The sequence below is a fragment of the Bradyrhizobium ontarionense genome, assembly GCF_021088345.1.
In the GTDB taxonomy this organism is placed as follows: Bacteria; Pseudomonadota; Alphaproteobacteria; order Rhizobiales; family Xanthobacteraceae; genus Bradyrhizobium; species Bradyrhizobium ontarionense.
Genome location: NZ_CP088156.1, coordinates 1,478,597 through 1,496,916, shown reverse-complemented (window position 1 = coordinate 1,496,916; position 18,320 = coordinate 1,478,597). Strand labels below are relative to the sequence as shown.

The window sequence follows — 18,320 nt, the reverse complement described above, 5'->3', positions numbered from 1 at the left end:
AAACGACCTTTCAATAGCGATAGGGCTCGATGTCCACCAGCGGAAACGCGCTGACCACGCTCGGCATGACGGTCGCGGCCGCCGGATGCAGATAGGACGCATTCAGCTCGGCGAAGGAGGTGACGCCGAGCAGGCCGAGCGTGCGGGTGACCTCGTCCTCCAGGAGCTCCAGCATGCGCAGGATGCCGTCCTCGCCGGCGGCAGCCAGCGCCCAGCATTGCAGCCGGCCGATCCCGACCAGGTCGGCCCCGGAGGCCATCGCCTTGACGATGTCGGTGCCGCGGCAGAAGCCGCCGTCGACCATGATCCTGGCGCGGCCCTTCACGGCCTTGACGATCTCGGGCAGCACGTGCATCGCGCCGCGGCCGTGGTCGAGTTGGCGGCCGCCATGGTTGGACACGTAGATCCAGTCGACGCCGTGATCGACCGCGATCTCCGCGTCTTCGGCGGTCGCGATGCCCTTGATGATCAGCGGCAGCTTGAACTTGGTCTTGATGAGCTCGACGGTGTGCCAGCTCAGCGCCTTCTGGTGGTCGCCGCCGGTCGCGCGCAGCCGGCTCTCGCGTACATAGCGCTTGGCGATGTCGCGCTCACGCCGGCTGTAATGGGCGGTGTCGACGGTGAGGCAGAACGCTGTATAGTTGTTGGCGACGGCGCGGCTGACATAGTCCTCGACGAAGGCGTCGTCGCCGCGCACATAGAGCTGGAAGATGCGCAGCGCATCGGGCGCGGCTTCGGCGGTCTTCTCCAGGCCCGGTTCCGACACCGAGCTCAGCATGTGCGCGGCCCCGAAGCGGCCGGCTCCGCGGGCGACGCTGGCGGCGCCGTCGGAATCGAAGATCTCGAGCGCGCCGACCGGCGCCAGCACGACCGGCAGGCGCAGCCTGCGCCCGAACGTCTCGACCGAGGCGTCGACCCTGGAGACGTCGCGCAGCACGCGCGGACGGAACGCGATCTCGTCGAGCGCCATCCGGTTCCGGCGCAAGGTGGTCTCGGTCTCGGCGCCGCCGATGATGTAGTCCCAGGCGTTCTGGTTGAGCTGGGCGCGCGCCTTGCGGATGAATTCGTGCAGGTTCTGGAACTTCTCGTCGCTGGCGCCGAGCTCCATATTCCGCCACCCGGCCTCGATCGGGGTCTGTTGATTCATGCCTGCCTCCCAGCCTCCGTTATCATTTGTGGCCAACATCGCCCATCGGGCTGGCCGTGCGCAAGCCATTCCGAAGTGCCCGCAGGCGGCCGGAGGCTGCCCCGGTCCGCAGGCCCGGCATGTTGATTCGCACCGCCGGACACCGCTCCTTGAGTTGTGATTACCGGGTGACCGTGAAAGACCGGATAATTGCAACCAGGTGCGGCGGAGGCGCAGTCCCGATCTTGACTTCGGTCCGTGAACGTCCATTTCGGCTGATAACGCTGCGCCGCCCGGGTGGGACTGGACCCGGGCATGCCGGGTTGAATATCGGCCTTGAAGAAACCGGAAATGTGGTGTGAGTTCGTGGTCCAATCACGCCGCCGGCGCGTTCGGAACGTGTGATCGGTCGGCCACCAAACAAGCTCGGGAAAAATGCAATGCGGAAAAACTGGCTGTTCTTGGCGGGCACGGCGACCGGCGTTGGTCTCACTCTGCTGGTCAACGGGTCCGATGGCGGGCAACTCGTTGCCCGGGCCAAGGCGGCGGCCGGCATGGCCGACACCTATTCGCAGCTCAACCTGTTTGGCGCGGTGTTCGAGCGCGTCCGTGCCGACTACGTCGAGAAGCCCAATGATCCCGCGCTGATCGAAGGCGCCATCAATGGCATGGTGTCGTCGCTCGATCCGCATTCCCGCTACATGAACGACAAGTCCTGGCGCGACATGCAGGAGACCACGTCCGGCGAATTCGGCGGACTGGGAATCGAGGTCACCATGGAGGAGGGCCTCGTCAAGGTGGTCGCGCCGATCGACGACACCCCCGCCTCGAAGGCCGGCATTCTCTCGGGCGATCTCATCGCCAAGATCGATGGCGACGCCGTGCAGGGCCTGACGCTCGAGCAGGCCGTCGCCAGGATGAAGGGCGGGGTCGACACCAAGACCAAGCTCACCATCCTTCGCAAGGGCAAGGAGGCGCCGCTCGACCTCACGCTGACGCGCGAGATCATCCGGGTGCGGCCGGTGCGCTATCACACCGAGGGCGGCGACATCGGTTATATCCGGATCACCTCGTTCAACGAGCAGACCACCGAGAGCCTGCGCAAGGCCATCGCCGGCATCTCCAAGGACATCCCGCAGGAGAAGCTCGCCGGCTACGTGGTCGACCTGCGCAACAACCCCGGCGGCCTGCTCGACCAGGCGGTCTCCGTCTCCAGCACGTTCCTGCAGCGTGGCGAGGTCGTCTCCACCCGTGGCCGCAATCCGGACGAGACGCAGCGTTTCACCGCCCGCGGCGGCGATCTCATCAAGGGCAAGCCGCTCGTGGTTCTGATCAATGGCGGCTCGGCGTCGGCCTCCGAGATCGTGGCGGGCGCGCTGCATGACCACAAGCGCGCGACGCTGATCGGCACCCGTTCGTTCGGCAAGGGGTCGGTGCAGACGATCATCCCGCTCGGCGCCGGCAATGGCGCGCTGGCGCTGACCACGGCGCGCTACTACACGCCCTCGGGCCGCTCGATCCAGGCCCAGGGCATCGCGCCTGACGTCGAGGTCAAGCAGGACGTGCCCGACGAGCTGAAGGATCGCACCGACATCAAGGGCGAAGCGGGGATGCGCGGCCATCTGTCGGCGGCCGAAGGCTCCGAGCAGACCGGCTCGCAATCCTACGTTCCGCCGGATGAGAAGGATGACAAGGCGCTGCACGCGGCCTTCAATGTCCTGCGCGGCGTCACCGTGAATGCCGACGTTCGTGCCAAGGCGGCGGTGCCGAACTGAATTCCGCGGCGCTGAGTGGCGGCGGCGACGCCGTCACGCTGAAACCCGGCACGCTGAAACCCGACGGGGCGGCCTGGAAGCCGTCCCGTCGTGGTTCTCGACCAGCGTGTACAGGCGGACATGGAGTGTGTCCGTCTGTTGCTGGTAGATCATGCGGCTGAGGTGGACTTCAAGCGGCGAACGGTACGATCGGAAGATACGGTTTGAAATTGGCTTGCGGAAACGCATCAAATTGCAACGGTGTTTAACGTTCCGGGAGCCGACCGGAGGCTGCGCGGCCGTCAGGCCGCGTCGGACCGCGGGGGCCGGCCGGATGCGGCCTCGCTGCTGCGGCCCTCGGCGCGATGGGCGGCGAACAGCTTCCTGACCTCGGCGGCCGGCTTGGGAGGGCTGAACAGATAGCCCTGCATCTCCGAGCAGCCGAGCCGCTTGAGGACCTGGCGCTGCGCCTCGGTCTCGACGCCCTCGGCGGTCGTGGACATCTTGCGGATCGCGGCGATGTTGACGACGGCCTGGACGATGCTGGCGGAGCCTTCGGATTCCGTGATGTCCTTGACGAAGCAGCGGTCGATCTTGATCTTGTCGAACGGAATGCGTTGCAGATAGCTCAGGCTCGAATAGCCGGTGCCGAAATCGTCGAGCGCGATGCTGACGCCGAGCGCGCGCAGCTGGTGCAGGGTGTCGAGCGCATCGTCGTCGCGGATCAGCACGGCCTCGGTGATCTCCAGCTCCAGCCGGCGCGCCGACAGGCCTGAGGTGGCGAGTGCATTGGCGACCTTGAGCGCGAGCGTGCCGCTCTTGAACTGCACCGGCGACACGTTGACGGCGAGGCGGATGTCGTCCGGCCATGTCGCCGCCTCGGAGCAGGCGGCGTGGAGAACCTGATCGCCGAGCTCGTTGATGAGACCGGTGTCCTCGGCGATCGGAATGAACTCGGCCGGCGAGACGTTGCCGCGCGTGGGATGTTTCCACCGCACCAGCGCCTCGCAGCCGACGATGCGGTCGTCCTGCAGGCTGACGCAGGGCTGGTAGTAGACCTCGAGCTGATTGTCGGTGATCGCCTGGCGCAGATCCACCTCGAGCTGATGGCGGGCCTTGACCTGGGCATCCATCTCCGGCTCGAAAAAGCGCCAGGTCCGGCGTCCCGCGGCCTTCGCGGCGTACATCGCCAGATCGGCGTTCTTCATGATCTGGTCGAGATCGGTGCCGTGCTCCGGGATCAGCGCAACCCCGATCGATGCGTCGGCCGTGAGCTGATGACCGAGGCAGTCGCGCGGGGCGCGGATCGCGGCGAGGATGTCCTCGATCAGCTGCTCGACGTCCTCATGGTTCCGGACGGCGGTCTGGACGACCGCGAATTCGTCACCGCCGAGGCGCGCGACGAAGCCGGCAGCACCGACGCAGGCGCTCAGGCTGGTGGCCACGGATTTCAGGAGCTCGTCGCCGATCAGGTGGCCGAGCGAATCGTTGACGCCCTTGAACTCGTCGATGTCGATGTAGTGCAGCGCAAGCCGCTGGCCATGGGAGACGCCCGCCAGCTCCTGCTTCAGCCGCTCATGGAACAGGGTCCGGTTCGGCAGGTCCGTCAGTGCATCGTAGTGCGCCAGATGGGTGATCTGCTGCTCGGAGCGCCGGCGCTCGGTGATGTCCTCGTGGGTGGCGAGCCAGCCGCCGCCCGCGATCGGCTCGTTGACGATCTGGATCGAGCGGCCGTCCGGCGTCTCGATGATCTGGGATGTCTTGCGGCCGATGTCGCGCAGGACCGCCTCGGCATATTCACGATCGTTGCCGGTAAGCGAGCCCGAGGCCTTGCGGTGAGCGATCAGTTCCCGGAAGGTGCAGCCTGGCTTCACGACGTCGGCGGAGAGACCGTACATGTCGACGTAGCGCTGATTTCCGATGACCAGGCGCTCCGATGCGTCGAACATCAGAAGACCCTGGGTCATGTTGTTGACGGCCTTGTCGAGCCGCTCCTTCTCCAGCGTCAGACGCAGATTCGACGCCTCGTGATCGCTCAGCAGCCTGCGTACGACGACATAGAGCATCGCGGCAATCAGCACGACCGATCCGATGCCGACGCCGATCAGGAAGCGCATCTGCTCGCGCCAATCGGCGAGTGCCGCCGATACCGTCGTCGTCGCGGTCACGATGAGCGGATAGCTCGTCAGACGATGCGACGCTCCGATGCGGTGCTCGCCATCCACGGGGCTGCTGAAGATGCCGGTCGTGTTGCCGTCGCCGGCCAGGATCTGCCGGAAGATCGGCGCACCCTGATAGTTCTGGCCGATCATGCCCTGATGGCGTGGATAACGCGCCAACAGGGTGCCGTCGCGATGCATCATGGAAATTGCGGCATCGGGGCCGAGAGCGACGGATGCAAAGAACCGCTCGACGTTGACAGGTTCGAGACTTCGGTTGATGACGCCGAGGAACTCGCCATTGGCACCGGTCAGCTTCAAGGCGATGACGGCAACGAGCGTACCGGTGACCCGGCTTACGACCGGTTCGATCAGCATCTGGGGCGATGTCGGATCAGTCTTCAATCGTTTGAAGTAGGAGCGGTCCGCCACGTTGACGGGCGGCACCGGCCATGACGAGGCGGAATTGATGAGGTTGCCGTCGGAATCGAAAATGCTTACCCCGCCGACGTAGGTCAGAGCGCTCAGCTTGCCCTTCAGCATCGCGTTGACGGTCGCGGTTGCCATTTGCTCCCGAAAGCGCGCGCTCGTGTTGATCTGGCTTTGCCGGACGTGGTTGGCGAGATCGCGCTGGATTGCGCTGAGGTCTTCCATCTGCTGGTCGAAATGGCGCGCCAACAGGAGAACGGTATTTTCCAGCTCCCGTGTCGCACTGTCGAGCGCGCGCTGGCGGAAGCTGTCGGCCATGATCGTTGCGCCAATCGCAATGGCAAAGATCAGCGTGAGGCCGCCACCGACCAGCCAGCGGATCGGACTGCCGTGGTCGGTCGTTGCTGTGATGGTACTCCCTGGACTGGCGTTTGTCGTCATCGGTCCTGAATACGCTTGCATCTGGCGCTTCGGGACGGATCGTCTCTCACGTCCCTCCCACAACCATGGCTATAGGGTCGCCGTGGAAGTGAGGTTAGGAAGTTGAGTTAGCGAACGATTAATTTGAAGTTGTATTCGGCATCCAGATGCCTTCAGGCGCGATAATGGCCGGACTTGCCGCCGATCTTCTCGGTCAGGTGAATGCCTTCGATGCGCACGCCGCGCTCGGCCGCCTTGATCATGTCGTAGATGGTCAGGCAGGCGACGGACACGGCCGTGAGCGCTTCCATCTCCACGCCGGTCGGCCCGGTGACCTTGACGGTCGCGCTCACGACGCAGCCGGGCAGGGTGGCATCAGGCGTGATGTCGACGGTGACCTTGGAGAGCGCCAGCGGGTGGCACAAGGGAATGAGCTCCGACGTCCGCTTCGCCGCCATGATGCCGGCGATGCGGGCCGTGCCGAGCACGTCGCCCTTCTTGGCGTTGCCGGAGAGGATAAGTTCGAGGGTCGCCGGGCTCATCACGACACGGCCCTCGGCCGTGGCGGTCCGCTCCGTCGCCGCCTTGTCCGACACGTCGACCATGCGGGCTTCGCCGCGGGCATCGATGTGGGTCAGGGAGGGCGTGCCGGGCGATTTGTCGGTCATGATCAACCGGCAAGTTTCGCAGAGGCGTCGCGTGCGAGCAGGACGCGCGTCGCTGCCGTCACATCGGCCTGCCGCATCAGGCTCTCTCCGACGAGGAAGGTGTGGATCCCGACCCGGGCCAGACGCGCGAGATCGGCTGGCGTGAAGATGCCGCTCTCGCCGACCAGGAGGCGATCCTTCGGCACCAGCGGCGCCAGAGCTTCGGAGGTCGCCAGCGTTGTCTCGAAGGTGCGCAGGTTACGATTGTTGATGCCGATCATCGGCGAGCGCAGCTTCAGCGCGCGGTCAAGCTCGGCGCGGTCGTGGATCTCGATCAGCACGTCCATGCCCTGGGCGAGCGCAGCTGCCTCGATGTCTTCCGCAGCCGCGTCATCGAGCGCCGCCATGATGATGAGAATGCAGTCGGCGCCGTGCGCGCGCGCCTCGACCACCTGATAGGTCTCGAACATGAAATCCTTGCGCAGCACGGGGAGGGCGGTCGCGGCCCGTGCCGCCACCATGAACTCCAGATGCCCCTGGAACGAGGGCGTATCGGTCAGCACGGAAAGACAGGCGGCCCCGCCGGCTTCATAGGCCTTCGCCAGTTGCGGCGGGTCGAAATCGGCGCGGATCAGGCCCTTCGACGGCGACGCCTTCTTCACCTCCGCGATCAGCGCGTAGTCGCCGCTCGCATGTCTGCGGCGGAGCGCGGCAACGAAGCCGCGCGGCGGCGAGGCCTCGCGGGCGCGCGCTTCGAGGTCCGACAATGGGCACGCACGCTTGGCGGCCGCGATCTCGTCGCGCTTATAGGCTTCGATCTTGGCCAGGATGTCGGACATGGCGCCCTCCGCTAATCAGCTGTTGGAGACGGCGATCAGCTGCTTCAGCCGCGCCGCGGCGGCGCCGCTGTCGAGCGAGTCGCGGCCGATCGCGACGCCGTCCTTGAGCGTCCTGGCGCGGCCTGCGACGACGAGGGCCGCGGCGGCGTTGAGCAGGGCCACGTCGCGATACGGGCTCGGCAGGCCGTCGAGTACGCTCTGCAGCGCCACGGCATTGGCCTCGGCGTCGCCGCCCTTGAGCCCGTCACTGCCACACAGGCCGAGCCCGGCTTCCTCAGGCGAGACCTCGAAGGTGCTGATACGGCCGTTCTCGAGCGCAGCCACGAAGGTCGGCCCGGTCAGGGTGATCTCGTCGAGCCCGTCGGAGCCGTGAACGACCCAGGCTGCTTCGGAGCCGAGATTCTTCAACACCTGTGCCAAGGGCTCGACCCACTGCCGCGAAAACACGCCGACCATCTGCCGCTTGACACCGGCCGGATTGGACAACGGTCCCAGCAGGTTGAAGATGGTGCGGGTGGCGAGTTCGACGCGGGTCGGGCCGACGTTCTTCATGGCCGGATGGTGGGCGGGCGCGAACATGAAGCCGATGCCGGCCTCGCGCACGCATTGCCCGACCTGATCCGGCTTCAGATCGATCCTGACGCCGAGCGCCGCGAGCACGTCGGCCGCGCCCGATCGCGATGACAGCGCGCGATTGCCGTGCTTCGCAACCGGTACGCCGGCGCCGGCCACGATGAAGGAGGCGCAGGTCGAGACGTTCACCGAGCCCGAGCCGTCACCGCCGGTGCCGACGATGTCGACTGCGGTTGCCGGCGCATCGACCCGTAGCATCTTGGCTCGCATCACGCTGACGGCGCCGGTGATCTCCTCCACCGTCTCACCGCGCACGCGCAGCGCCATCAGCAGCGCGCCCATCTGCGACGGCGTGGCCTCGCCCGACATCATGCTGTCGAAAGCGGACGCGGCCTCCTCACGGGACAGCGGCGCTCCCGTCGCCACCTTGCCAATGATCGACTTCAGATCGTTCATCACGCGTGCCCTTGGCGATCCGTCATTGATTGCTGCCGCCGCCGACCACCTGGGCCACCGCGGCTTCGTTGATCGACGTTCCGATATCCTTCTCGAGCTTCATGACATAGGCCGTGCCTTGCTCGTCGGCCAGCGCGCGTTGCAGCGTGTCCTTCAGCTTCTTGATGTCTTCGGACGCCAGGTCGACCTTCGGCTCGACGATGTCGGTCACCCGGAACACGATCCATTGCCGGCCACCATCTGCTTCGGTCTGGCCGACCCCATCCTTGGCGGTGCGGAACGCAGCCGTGATCGCCCCGGCGGGGACGCCGGGCAGCGAGGCGTCGCGCTTGAACGTGCTGGCGGTCTCGACCTTGAGGCCGAGCGACGCCGCTTCATCGGCGAGCTTGCCGCCGTCGTTCAGCTTCTTGACGAGCTCGGTGGACTTCGTGCGCAGTTTGGCCGCGACCTCGTCGTCGCGCCAACGGGCCGCGACTTGGTCCTTGACCTCGTCGAGCGTACGGTCACGCGGCGGGGTTGTGCCAAGGACTTCGAACCAGACGTAACCGCCACGGAACGAGATCGGCTCGTTGTCGACACCGACATCGCTGTTGAAGGCCTGCGCGACCACGTCTAGACCGAGCGGGATGTTCGGCACAGGCTGGCCATTCATCTGGCGCCCCGAACGGTCGACCGCCTCGAGCGTCACGGCATTGAGGCTGAGCTTCTTGGCGGCCTCGGCCACACTGGCACCGCCGCCACGCTCGTCTTCCATCTTATCGCGCAACGTCGCCACCTCGGAACGGGCGCGCTCAGCCGCGATCTCCTTCTTGATGTCGGCAGCAACGCTCTCGTAAGCCGGCTGCTGGCCGGGCTGGATCGCACTGACCTTCACCAGCGCCACGTTGAACGCACCCTTGATCGGCTGGCTGACCTCGCCGGTCGGCAGGGAGAAAGCGGCATCGGCAACGGCCGGGTCGAGAATGGCCGATTTCGTCACCAGTCCGAGATCGAGATCAGCCGGGTTGAGGTTGCGTTCCTTGGCCAACTCGTCGAACGTCACTTCGCCCGTTGCAATCCGTCCGCGTGCCGCCTGTGCCTCTTCCAGGCTCGGGAAGGTCATCTGCTGGACCTGGCGCTTCTCCGGCGTCCCCATCTGAGCCTTGCGCTGGTCGAACAGCTTCCTGGCGTCTTCGTCCGACACAGTCGTCCACTTGCCGATTTCCTCGGGCGTCACCAGGACGAAGGAGATCTTGCGATACTCCGGCGCCTTGAACTGGGCTTTGTGCTCATCGAAATAGGACGCGAGAACCTCGGGCGCCGGGGCGTCGATCGTACCGGCCTGCGCCGCGTCGAGCTTGATGTAGTCGATCGACCGCTGCTCGTTCTGGAAGCGGCTCAGCACATCGAGCATCGCGTTGGACGGTTCCAGCCCGGCCGAGATCGTACCGGTGATCTGCCGGCGCAGCGACACCCGGCGCTGATCAGCCAGATAGCGCTGCTCGGTGAAGCCGAAATTGCGGATGATGGCCTGGAAGCGCTGCGCATCGAACGCGCCGTTCGGGCCCTTGAAGTTGGGATCGCTGAGGATCACCCGCATGGTCTCGGCATCGGATTGGCCAAGACCGAGACGGCGGGCCTGCTCGTCGAGGGCGGCTTCCGCAATCGTCTGCTGCAGCACGGAGCGATCGAGCCCGAACATCCGGGCTTGGTCCGTCGTCAGGGGACGGCCGAGCTGGCGGCCGATCTGCTGCAGCCGGTCGGTGTAGATCTGGCGGAACTCGTTGATCGAGATCTCGGTGCGCCCCACGGTTGCAGCCGTCGACTGCCCGAAGCCCCGGAAGATGTCGGCGATGCCCCAGACGCCGAAACTGACGATCAAGACGCCCATGACCACCGCCATGATGGTCTTGCCGAGCCAGTTTGATGAGGCCTTGCGTAATCCTCGAAGCATGGGTCCAATCTGTCTGCAGGAAAAAGGATGAAGAGGACGCGCCTTAAAGCAGATTCCGCGAAAGGGCGTCACCGAGTTGAAACGGCTTATAAAGAGGCAGCCGCCCCGTCGCAACCTCGGCACTGAGGCGGATTGAAGCGGTGGGAAGACCGTTCGCGCTCTGGTACTCCTTGGAACGCTCTGCTAGCCGATGTCCGTCACAACGTTTGCTGGAATCCTGCCATGACCGACCGCATCCGGCCCCTGATTGCCGGCAACTGGAAAATGAACGGCCTGAAGGCGTCGGCCGCCGAGTTCGAAGCGATGCTGGCGGGAGCCGCCGAGGTGGCGGGGAAGGCCGATCTGCTGGTGTGTCCGCCGGCTACGCTGTTGGCGGCCTTTGCCGAGACGGCGCGCGGCACGAAGGCGATCGCCGTCGGGGCTCAGGATTGTCATGCCAAGGCTTCGGGTGCCCATACCGGTGACATCGCAGCGGAGATGCTGGCCGATGCCGGGGCGACTGCCATCATTGTCGGCCATTCCGAGCGGCGCGCCGATCATGGTGAGAGCGACGTCGTGGTGCATCAGAAGGTCGAGGCGGTGTGGCGCGCCGGACTGGTCGCGATTGTCTGCGTCGGCGAAACCCAGCATCAGCGCGATGCCGGCCAGACACTGGATATCCTGCGTGGTCAGCTGAACTTGAGCCTGCCGCAGAGCTCGCGGGCCGACAATCTCGTCGTCGCCTATGAGCCGGTCTGGGCGATCGGCACCGGGTTGACGCCGACCACCCAGGATGTCGAGCAGATTCATAGGTTTATCCGCGAATTGCTGATCGAACGCTTCAACCAGGAGGGCAGCCGGATGCGCATCCTCTATGGCGGCTCGGTGAAGCCCTCGAATGCCGCCGAGCTGATGGCGGTCGCGAATGTGAACGGCGCGCTGGTCGGCGGCGCCAGCCTGAAGGCGTCGGACTTTCTCGCGATTGCGAAAGGCTGTTGAGAGGCAATCTGAGGAATCAGCGCGAATGCGCTGGTGTCAGATCGTTTCCCCAAGGCGTTTCCAATAGATCTTTGTCCCGGTGAGGCCGCCATGCGGCTTCAAGGCATAGTCCGGAATGATTCCGGTAAGCTGGAAGCCCAAGCCCTCATAGAGCTGTGAGGCTCCTCCATCGACGGCGGTATCGAGCACCAGCATCATGCGCCGGTGCTCGCGGGCCATGCTCTCGGCCGCGTGCAACAGGGCGGTTGCGATCCCGCGGTTGCGATGGCTGACCCGCGTCATCATTTTCGCGATCTCGGCGCGATGCGGCTGGTTCGGCGGCAGCTTGAGCTGCAGCGTCACTGTGGCGACCAGGTCCTGGCCGTCATGGGCGCCGAGCACGATCCGCTCGCCGCGTTCGGCGGCCGCGAGCGAATCCTGCCAGAACGCGTCCGCATCCTGCTCCGTGAGCGGATGCATGAAGCTGACCGAGCCGCCATGGGCCACCGTCTCGATCAGCATCGCGCTCAGCGCGGCCCGGATCGGGGGCGAATCTGCCAGGGCCGCAATTCGAATCGGGGCCATTCTCAACTCCGGGCGAGGGCGACGACGTAGACGCAGGGCGCGTCCGTCTCATTGGCGAAGGTGGTGTCGATCGGGGGGCCGAAACCGAGGCAGTCGCCCGGGCCGAGCAGGTGGCGCTCGGCCCCCTCCGTAATGGTCAGGCGGCCGCTCTGGACCCAGACGAGCTGGCGGATGTGGACGTAGGACGAAGTCGGAAGCGTTACGCTGCGCCTGGCGGGCATCTCGACGGTCACCAGCTCGATCGGATGATCTGGCCGCAGGAAGACCTGCCGCCTGATGTAACCAGTGTCCGGATCGCGCCAGATCGGCTGATCGCTGGCCCTGGACAGGCGCTCGGACTGTGCCTCCGCGCGCAGCATCAGGCCTGCCAAGGTGAGATCGAAGGCGCTCGCCAGCTTGACCAGGATGACCGCGGTGGGGCTGACCTCGGCCCGCTCGATCTTGCTGATGGTTGCCTTCGAGACGCCGGACCGCTCGGCGAGGTCGGCCAGCGACCAGCCCCGGCTGTCCCGTTCCAGGATCAGCCGACGCGCGAGACGCTGGCTGAAATCGTCCACAATTTGATCCATTTGTCTATAATACTGGAAATTGCTCGATCCAGCAAGCGAGCATGTCCAGGGTGAAATCGGCTGCTTGTGTGGAGCGTGCTTGCGATTATCTGCGGGGGTGGCGTTGCCCGGTCCGATCGTGTAACACCGCGCAAATTTCCGAATAGCCCGCGAAGCTCTCGCGATCCCGGCCGTGCGGTCGGGGCCTGTGCGAGCTTGTGACGGAAGGTCACCATGCAGACTGTCTTGATCGTCATTCACCTCATGATCGTCACCGTCCTGATCGGCGCGGTGCTGTTGCAGAAGTCCGAAGGCGGAGGCCTCGGCATGGGCGGCGGCGCCGGCTTCATGTCCAGCCGCGGCACGGCCAACCTGCTGACCCGGACCACGGCGCTGCTGGCGGTCGGCTTCTTCATCACCAGCCTGGCGCTGACCTGGCTGGCCGGCTACGACCGCAAGCCGACCTCGATCCTGGGCAACATGCCCGGCCAGACTCAGTCGGGCGGAGCGACCCCGGTGGCGCCGACCGGCGGTGGCGTCCTCGATCAGCTCAAGAAGGCCGATGAGCAGCAGGCGCCCGCGGCCCCGGCCGCGCCGCAGGCCCCACAGTCGCAATAACGCGGGGAAGCCATGCAGGAACGCAATTGGCGCCCTGCATCATGAGGCGGTCTCAAGCAACTGAGACTATTCATGTTTTGACGTAACCCACAGGCCCGCGACAGCGTTGCGGGCTGCAAGCGATTCGTTTTGGCGAATCGAGCGCGCGGCATTAAAGGTAGGGTCCCATGGCGCGGTACATCTTCATCACCGGCGGCGTGGTTTCCTCGCTCGGAAAGGGTCTGGCTTCAGCCGCGTTAGGCGCGCTGCTGCAGGCCCGCGGCTACAAGGTCCGGCTTCGCAAGCTCGACCCCTATCTCAACCTCGATCCCGGCACGATGTCGCCGTATCAGCACGGCGAAGTGTTCGTGACCGATGACGGTGCCGAGACCGATCTCGATCTAGGCCATTACGAACGCTTCACGGGCCGGCCGGCGACCAAGGCCGACAACATCACCACAGGGCGCATCTATCAGGACATCCTGACCAAGGAACGCCGCGGTGACTATCTGGGCGCGACCATCCAGGTCGTGCCCCACGTCACCAATGCCATCAAGGATTTCGTGCTGTCGGGCAACGATGAGTACGACTTCGTCCTGGTCGAGATCGGCGGCACCGTCGGCGACATCGAGGGCCTGCCGTTCTTCGAGGCGATCCGCCAGCTCAAGAACGAGCTGCCGCGCGATCATGCGATCTACATTCACCTGACCTTGCTGCCCTACATTCCGAGTGCCGGCGAGTTGAAGACGAAGCCGACGCAGCATTCGGTGAAGGAGCTGCGCTCGATCGGCATCCAGCCGGACATCCTGCTGTGCCGCACTGACCGCGCGATTCCGAAGGAAGAACGGCGCAAGCTCGGCCTGTTCTGCAACGTGCGCGAGAGCGCCGTGATCGAGGCGCGCGACGTCGACAACATCTATGCCGTGCCGGAGGCCTATCATGCCGCCGGCCTGGACGACGAGGTGCTGGCTTCATTCGGCATCGAGCCTCGGGTGCCGCCGGCGCTGGCGAGCTGGCACACGATCAACGAGCGTGTCCGCAATCCGGAAGGCGATGTCACGATCGCGATCGTCGGCAAGTACACCGGCATGAAGGATGCCTACAAGTCGCTGATCGAGGCGCTGTCGCATGGCGGCATCGCCAACAAGGTGCGCGTCAAGCTCGACTGGATCGAGAGCGAGGTGTTCGAGAACGAGGACCCCGCGCCGTTCCTCGAGCACGTCAACGGCATCCTGGTGCCCGGCGGCTTCGGCCAGCGCGGCGCCGAGGGCAAGATCCGCGCGGCGCAGTTCGCCAGGGAGCGCGACGTGCCGTATTTCGGCATCTGCTTCGGCATGCAGATGGCCGTGATCGAAGCGGCGCGCAATCTGGTCGGCATCTCCGGAGCGAACTCGACCGAGTTCGGTCCGACGCCCGAGCCGTTGGTCGGTCTGATGACCGAGTGGCTGCGCGGCAACGAACTGGAGAAGCGGTCCAAGAGCGGTGATCTCGGCGGCACGATGCGGCTCGGCGCCTATCCTGCGGCGCTCAAGCGCGGCAGCCGCGTCTCCGACGTCTATGGCGGCGCGACCGAGATCTCCGAGCGTCACCGCCACCGCTACGAGGTCAACACCGCCTACAAGGACCGGCTCGAGCAGCATGGCCTGAAATTCTCCGGCCTGTCGCCAGACGGCGTGCTGCCGGAGATCGTGGAATACGAAGACCATCCCTGGTTCATCGGCGTGCAGTTTCACCCCGAGCTGAAGTCGCGGCCGTTCGAGCCGCATCCGCTGTTCGCGTCGTTCATTCAGGCCGCGATGGTGCAGAGCCGGCTGGTTTGAGCCGGCTCACGGCACCGATGGCGCTGACCGCGGCGGCTCAGGCGGGCGTGGCGCAGTCCTCGCAGGCGTCGTGCTCCTTCGCGACCGAGGAGACGCCTGCATCGGCCGCCGGCGCGGCGTCGCGCATCAACAGCCTGTATTGTGGCCGTCGCGTCAGCCGGTAGACCGCGGCCGGCGGCACATTGAGAAGCGCGCGATCGACCAACGTGGCGCGCAGGCCGAGCCGGTCGAGGATCGGCCGCGGCACCGGGCAGCGCATCCCGTAGGTGAATTGATAGAACGTGCCGCCCGGGCGCAGATAGCTGAAAGCGCCGCCGACGATCGAGATGATCTTGCGCGGCGACATGTTGAGCAGCGGCAGTCCGCTGATCACGGCGCCGACTGGGGAGCCCTGGTAGAGCTGCTCAGAGCCCAAACGCGCCGCATCCATCCACAGCACGCGCGCGCCGGGAAAGCGAAGCTGCAGCAGCCGCATGAAATCGGAGCCGTACTCGATCAAGGTCAGATCCTGCTGGCGCACGCCGCGCTTCAGCAGCTGGTAGGTGAACGCGCCCGTGCCCGGACCCAGCTCGAGGATCGGGCCGGTGTTGGCGGTGATATCCCGCGTGATCAGCTCGGCGAGCGCTGTGCCCGAGGGCGCGATGGCGCCGACACGGCGCGGCGCCGCCATCCACGCCGTGAAGAAGGAGAGGAAGTCGTGTGACATTGGCATTCCCAGCAAGGTGTCATCGCGCCTCGGCTCGATTGCGAAGCGTGCTCTCTTCTTTGCGGGGGTTGCGTTGCGACAACATTGCGCGTGTGCGCGTCACTGCACGAAGGGGGCCGGCGGCAGCGTCAGGCGGAAGCAGGCGCCGCCCTTCGGCCCGTCGAGCACCGACACGTGGCCGCCGTGCAGCCTTGCGATCTCGCGCACCATGTTGAGGCCAAGGCCGGCGCCGCGATCGAGCGACGTCAGGCGGTAGAACGGATCGAAGATCCTGTTACGTTCGCTGGGCGGAACGCCGTCGCCTTCGTCGGTGACGTCGATCGTCGCGGCGGAGCCGACATGAATGGTGATGGGGCCGCGCCGGCCGCCGTGCTGGATGGCGTTCTGCACCAGATTGGTCAGCGCGCGCTCGAGCGCGGCGCGGTCGCCGAGCGTTTCGGTGTGTTGGGACGCCGTATCGAGCGACAGCTCATAGCCGGCAGCGATCGCAAGCGGCGCAAGATCCGCCGCGACACTGCGCGCCACGGCGACGAGATCGACGCGGACGAACGGATTGCGGCACTGGTCGAAGCGCTGAATATCGAGCAGTTGCTCGGCCAGCGTCGCCAGCCGCGCCGAGTCTTCGAGCAGCCGGATCTTGTCGGGGCCTGCGGGCAGCGATTCCAGCCGCGTGTTGAGGATCGCGATCGGCGTGCGCAACTCGTGCGCAGCATCGGCCACGAAGCGCTGGTGACGGGAGTAGCCGTCATCGAGCCGCTTCAGGGCATCGTTGACGGCGGCCACCAGCGGCGCCACTTCCAGCGGCAGGTGGTTTGCGGACAGCCGGCTGCCGTGCCGGCGGAAATCGATCCGGCGCGCTTGCTCTGCCGTGGTGTCGATGCCGGCGAAGGCGCGCTTGATCACCATCGGCGTCGCCACGAAGGTCGCGGCGGCCATCAGCAACAGGCCGGGTGCGGTGACGGCGAGGAAGGTCAGGGATGCCGCAAACAGCGCCTTGGCGCCGGACAAGCGCCCCTGTGCTGCGGTGATGATCTGGACGTTGCCGACATCGGTGTTGACGCGCTTCATGCGCGCAGGGGATTTGCGCGGATCGTCCTCGAACATCTGCCAGCCGAGCCGCGCCTGGCTGATATGGTCGAGCGCGCCGCCGATCTTCGTGAACTCGTCCGGCACCTTGCCTTCGGAAAGCGTGTCGCCCTGCCGGTCCCGTACGAAGAACCAGAGGTCGGACGTTTCGTCGCGCAGTTGCTTCAGCTCCGCGGTCGGGCGCAGCACTAGTCTGCCGCTGCCGTCACGCCCGAGCGACCCCTGCACGACGTCCATCACGCGGTCTTCGTCGCGGTCGAGGACGGGCAGACCACTTCCCCACAGCCCACCCAGCACAAGTGCCATCGTGGCGATCAGCAGCGCAGCCTGCAGCATCACCAGCCGCCAGGTCAATTTCGAGCGCAGGCAATAGTGATCGGCCGTCTCGCTCATGGCGTCTGCTTCAACAGGTAGCCGACGCCGCGGATGCTGTGGATCTCGACGCCGCCATCGGCGTCGGCGAGTTTGCGCCGCAGCCGCGAGACATGCGCATCCAGCGCGTTCGATTGGATCTCGTCGTCGAAATTGTAGACCGCTTCCTCCAGCGTCGCGCGCAGCACGGTGCGGCCCATCCGCCGCAGCAGCGTCTCCAGCACCAACAGCTCGCGCCGCGGCAGCTCGAGCGGGCGGCCGTCGACGCTGGCCTCGCGATGGCCGCAATCGAACGCGACGCGGCCGGCCTTGATGATATCGAGCTGCAGGCCGGCGGGGCGACGCAACACGGCGCGCAGCCGCGCCATCAGCTCCGCAATCGCAAACGGCTTTGCCAGGTAGTCGTCGGCGCCGCCGTCGAGGCCGGCGATGCGGTCGACAAGATCGCCGCGGGCCGTCAGCACGATGATCGGGACGCCATCGGCTTTGGCGCGCAGTTTCGGGATCAGCGTCAGACCGTCGCCGTCGGGAAGCTGGCGGTCGAGCAGGACCGCGCCGTGGACATCGGCGCAGATCGCCTCCTCGGCCTCGGCAAGGCTCGGCACATGGTCGACCACCATGTCATAGCCCTTCAGCGCCTGTGACAGCGCCGTCGCCATTTCGGCCTCGTCTTCCACCAGCAAGATCCGCATGTCCTCGATATCCAGGTCCTGGAACGGCCGGCCCTCGTGTCGTTGAGTTCGAGTCCGATGCCGCGTCGGGCATGCGTTCGGAAACGGAGTTCTAGGCCCATTAACATTGCAGCAACATTGCGGGAATGGTCCGGCCGTGGGGAACAAGGGTGCCATGTCGTCACCCCCTCAAGACATCCCGAGACCCGCTCGCTATAACCGCCGCACAACAACCGGGAGGACCGCCAATGATCTACGAGAGCCGCATCTATCGCTGCATTCCGGGCCGGCTGCCGGCGCTGCTGAAGCGCTTCGAAACGACGACGCTGAAGCTGTGGGAGAAGCACGGCATCCGCCCGGTGGGCTTCTTCACGACCCTGATCGGCGAATCCAACCAGGACCTGACCTATTTCATCGCCTGGGAATCGCTCGCCGAGCGCGAGACGAAGTGGGCCAAGTTCATGTCCGATCCCGACTGGATCGCCGCACGCGCCAAGAGCGAGGAGGACGGCCAGATCGTTGCCAACATCACCAGCCAGTTCCTGGTGCCGACGGCGTTCTCGGCGCTGAAATAGAGCCCGGGCAGGGGCGGGGATGACCGATCCCCGCAACCCTGCTATTCGCAGGCAAACGCCGGTTGAT

At 65.8% G+C, this 18,320-nt stretch carries 16 protein-coding genes; 5 read left to right on the top strand and 11 right to left on the bottom strand.

The window, feature by feature from the left end; all coding sequences use genetic code 11:
• Positions 1-10: 10 nt before the first annotated feature.
• Positions 11-1,147, bottom strand: coding sequence for an alpha-hydroxy acid oxidase (locus LQG66_RS06640; RefSeq protein ID WP_231324630.1), 1,137 nt, complete (start codon positions 1,145-1,147; stop codon positions 11-13).
• A gap of 419 nt (positions 1,148-1,566) precedes the next feature.
• Between LQG66_RS06640 and LQG66_RS06635 the strand changes: the two genes are divergently transcribed.
• Entirely contained in the window at positions 1,567-2,901 is a 1,335-nt protein-coding gene (locus tag LQG66_RS06635; protein WP_231324628.1) for a S41 family peptidase, read from the top strand.
• A 281-nt stretch (positions 2,902-3,182) separates the two neighbouring features.
• Here the strand turns inward: LQG66_RS06635 and LQG66_RS06630 are convergent, their stop codons facing one another.
• The 5 genes from LQG66_RS06630 to LQG66_RS06610 all read right to left on the bottom strand — a co-directional run bounded on the left by LQG66_RS06630 (position 3,183) and on the right by LQG66_RS06610 (position 10,336).
• Positions 3,183-5,909: a bifunctional diguanylate cyclase/phosphodiesterase gene (locus tag LQG66_RS06630; protein WP_231327711.1), complete on the bottom strand. Its 2,727-nt coding sequence runs from the start codon at positions 5,907-5,909 to the stop codon at positions 3,183-3,185.
• Between the two features lie 152 nt (positions 5,910-6,061).
• Positions 6,062-6,556: a cyclic pyranopterin monophosphate synthase MoaC gene (moaC, locus tag LQG66_RS06625; RefSeq protein WP_231324626.1), complete on the bottom strand. Its 495-nt coding sequence runs from the start codon at positions 6,554-6,556 to the stop codon at positions 6,062-6,064.
• A 2-nt stretch (positions 6,557-6,558) separates the two neighbouring features.
• Entirely contained in the window at positions 6,559-7,374 is an 816-nt protein-coding gene (trpC, locus tag LQG66_RS06620; RefSeq protein ID WP_231324624.1) for an indole-3-glycerol phosphate synthase TrpC, read from the bottom strand.
• Positions 7,375-7,389: 15 nt separating this feature from the next.
• The gene (gene trpD, locus LQG66_RS06615) at positions 7,390-8,403 is read right to left on the bottom strand and encodes an anthranilate phosphoribosyltransferase (protein WP_231324622.1); all 1,014 of its coding nucleotides are present in this window, start codon (positions 8,401-8,403) and stop codon (positions 7,390-7,392) included.
• A 22-nt stretch (positions 8,404-8,425) separates the two neighbouring features.
• Positions 8,426-10,336, bottom strand: coding sequence for a peptidylprolyl isomerase (locus LQG66_RS06610; protein WP_231327710.1), 1,911 nt, complete (start codon positions 10,334-10,336; stop codon positions 8,426-8,428).
• A 222-nt stretch (positions 10,337-10,558) separates the two neighbouring features.
• Here LQG66_RS06610 and tpiA point away from each other — a divergent pair, with 222 nt between their 5' ends.
• A complete protein-coding gene (gene tpiA / locus LQG66_RS06605; protein WP_231324620.1) occupies positions 10,559-11,314 on the top strand; it encodes a triose-phosphate isomerase in 756 nt (251 codons plus the stop codon).
• Positions 11,315-11,350: 36 nt separating this feature from the next.
• On the opposite strand, the gene LQG66_RS06600 is transcribed toward tpiA, so the two are convergent.
• Positions 11,351-11,878, bottom strand: a complete 528-nt coding sequence (locus LQG66_RS06600; protein ID WP_231324618.1) for a GNAT family N-acetyltransferase — start codon at positions 11,876-11,878, stop codon at positions 11,351-11,353.
• A gap of 2 nt (positions 11,879-11,880) precedes the next feature.
• Entirely contained in the window at positions 11,881-12,447 is a 567-nt protein-coding gene (locus LQG66_RS06595) for a helix-turn-helix domain-containing protein (RefSeq protein WP_231324616.1), read from the bottom strand.
• A gap of 213 nt (positions 12,448-12,660) precedes the next feature.
• Here LQG66_RS06595 and secG point away from each other — a divergent pair, with 213 nt between their 5' ends.
• Together secG and pyrG are read left to right on the top strand one after the other, a co-directional pair.
• Complete coding sequence (gene secG / locus LQG66_RS06590) at positions 12,661-13,044, top strand: preprotein translocase subunit SecG (RefSeq protein ID WP_231324613.1); 384 nt, start codon at positions 12,661-12,663, stop codon at positions 13,042-13,044.
• Between the two features lie 167 nt (positions 13,045-13,211).
• On the top strand, positions 13,212-14,843 hold the full coding sequence (pyrG, locus tag LQG66_RS06585) for a CTP synthase (protein ID WP_231324611.1): 1,632 nt from the start codon (positions 13,212-13,214) through the stop codon (positions 14,841-14,843).
• A 37-nt stretch (positions 14,844-14,880) separates the two neighbouring features.
• Here the strand turns inward: pyrG and LQG66_RS06580 are convergent, their stop codons facing one another.
• The 3 genes from LQG66_RS06580 to LQG66_RS06570 form a co-directional block, all read right to left on the bottom strand.
• Positions 14,881-15,549 carry a class I SAM-dependent methyltransferase gene (locus LQG66_RS06580; RefSeq protein ID WP_231324609.1) on the bottom strand — a complete coding sequence of 223 codons (669 nt, stop codon included), beginning with the start codon at positions 15,547-15,549 and terminating at the stop codon, positions 14,881-14,883.
• A gap of 99 nt (positions 15,550-15,648) precedes the next feature.
• Positions 15,649-17,028, bottom strand: coding sequence for a sensor histidine kinase (locus tag LQG66_RS06575; RefSeq protein ID WP_231324593.1), 1,380 nt, complete (start codon positions 17,026-17,028; stop codon positions 15,649-15,651).
• Positions 17,025-17,699: a response regulator gene (locus LQG66_RS06570; protein ID WP_231327709.1), complete on the bottom strand. Its 675-nt coding sequence runs from the start codon at positions 17,697-17,699 to the stop codon at positions 17,025-17,027. Before LQG66_RS06570 ends, LQG66_RS06575 begins: the two co-directional genes overlap by 4 nt.
• 227 nt (positions 17,700-17,926) lie before the next feature.
• Here LQG66_RS06570 and LQG66_RS06565 point away from each other — a divergent pair, with 227 nt between their 5' ends.
• On the top strand, positions 17,927-18,253 hold the full coding sequence (locus tag LQG66_RS06565) for an NIPSNAP family protein (RefSeq protein WP_231324591.1): 327 nt from the start codon (positions 17,927-17,929) through the stop codon (positions 18,251-18,253).
• Positions 18,254-18,320: the final 67 nt, after the last annotated feature.

Coding starts and splice junctions, on each gene's coding strand:
- LQG66_RS06640 (WP_231324630.1), bottom strand. CDS start 1,147: ATGAATCAACAGACCCCGATCGAGGCCGGGTGGCGGAATATGGAGCTC.
- LQG66_RS06635 (WP_231324628.1), top strand. CDS start 1,567: ATGCGGAAAAACTGGCTGTTCTTGGCGGGCACGGCGACCGGCGTTGGT.
- LQG66_RS06630 (WP_231327711.1), bottom strand. CDS start 5,909: ATGACGACAAACGCCAGTCCAGGGAGTACCATCACAGCAACGACCGAC.
- moaC (WP_231324626.1), bottom strand. CDS start 6,556: ATGACCGACAAATCGCCCGGCACGCCCTCCCTGACCCACATCGATGCC.
- trpC (WP_231324624.1), bottom strand. CDS start 7,374: ATGTCCGACATCCTGGCCAAGATCGAAGCCTATAAGCGCGACGAGATC.
- trpD (WP_231324622.1), bottom strand. CDS start 8,403: ATGAACGATCTGAAGTCGATCATTGGCAAGGTGGCGACGGGAGCGCCG.
- LQG66_RS06610 (WP_231327710.1), bottom strand. CDS start 10,336: ATGCTTCGAGGATTACGCAAGGCCTCATCAAACTGGCTCGGCAAGACC.
- tpiA (WP_231324620.1), top strand. CDS start 10,559: ATGACCGACCGCATCCGGCCCCTGATTGCCGGCAACTGGAAAATGAAC.
- LQG66_RS06600 (WP_231324618.1), bottom strand. CDS start 11,878: ATGGCCCCGATTCGAATTGCGGCCCTGGCAGATTCGCCCCCGATCCGG.
- LQG66_RS06595 (WP_231324616.1), bottom strand. CDS start 12,447: ATGGATCAAATTGTGGACGATTTCAGCCAGCGTCTCGCGCGTCGGCTG.
- secG (WP_231324613.1), top strand. CDS start 12,661: ATGCAGACTGTCTTGATCGTCATTCACCTCATGATCGTCACCGTCCTG.
- pyrG (WP_231324611.1), top strand. CDS start 13,212: ATGGCGCGGTACATCTTCATCACCGGCGGCGTGGTTTCCTCGCTCGGA.
- LQG66_RS06580 (WP_231324609.1), bottom strand. CDS start 15,549: ATGTCACACGACTTCCTCTCCTTCTTCACGGCGTGGATGGCGGCGCCG.
- LQG66_RS06575 (WP_231324593.1), bottom strand. CDS start 17,028: ATGAGCGAGACGGCCGATCACTATTGCCTGCGCTCGAAATTGACCTGG.
- LQG66_RS06570 (WP_231327709.1), bottom strand. CDS start 17,699: ATGCGGATCTTGCTGGTGGAAGACGAGGCCGAAATGGCGACGGCGCTG.
- LQG66_RS06565 (WP_231324591.1), top strand. CDS start 17,927: ATGATCTACGAGAGCCGCATCTATCGCTGCATTCCGGGCCGGCTGCCG.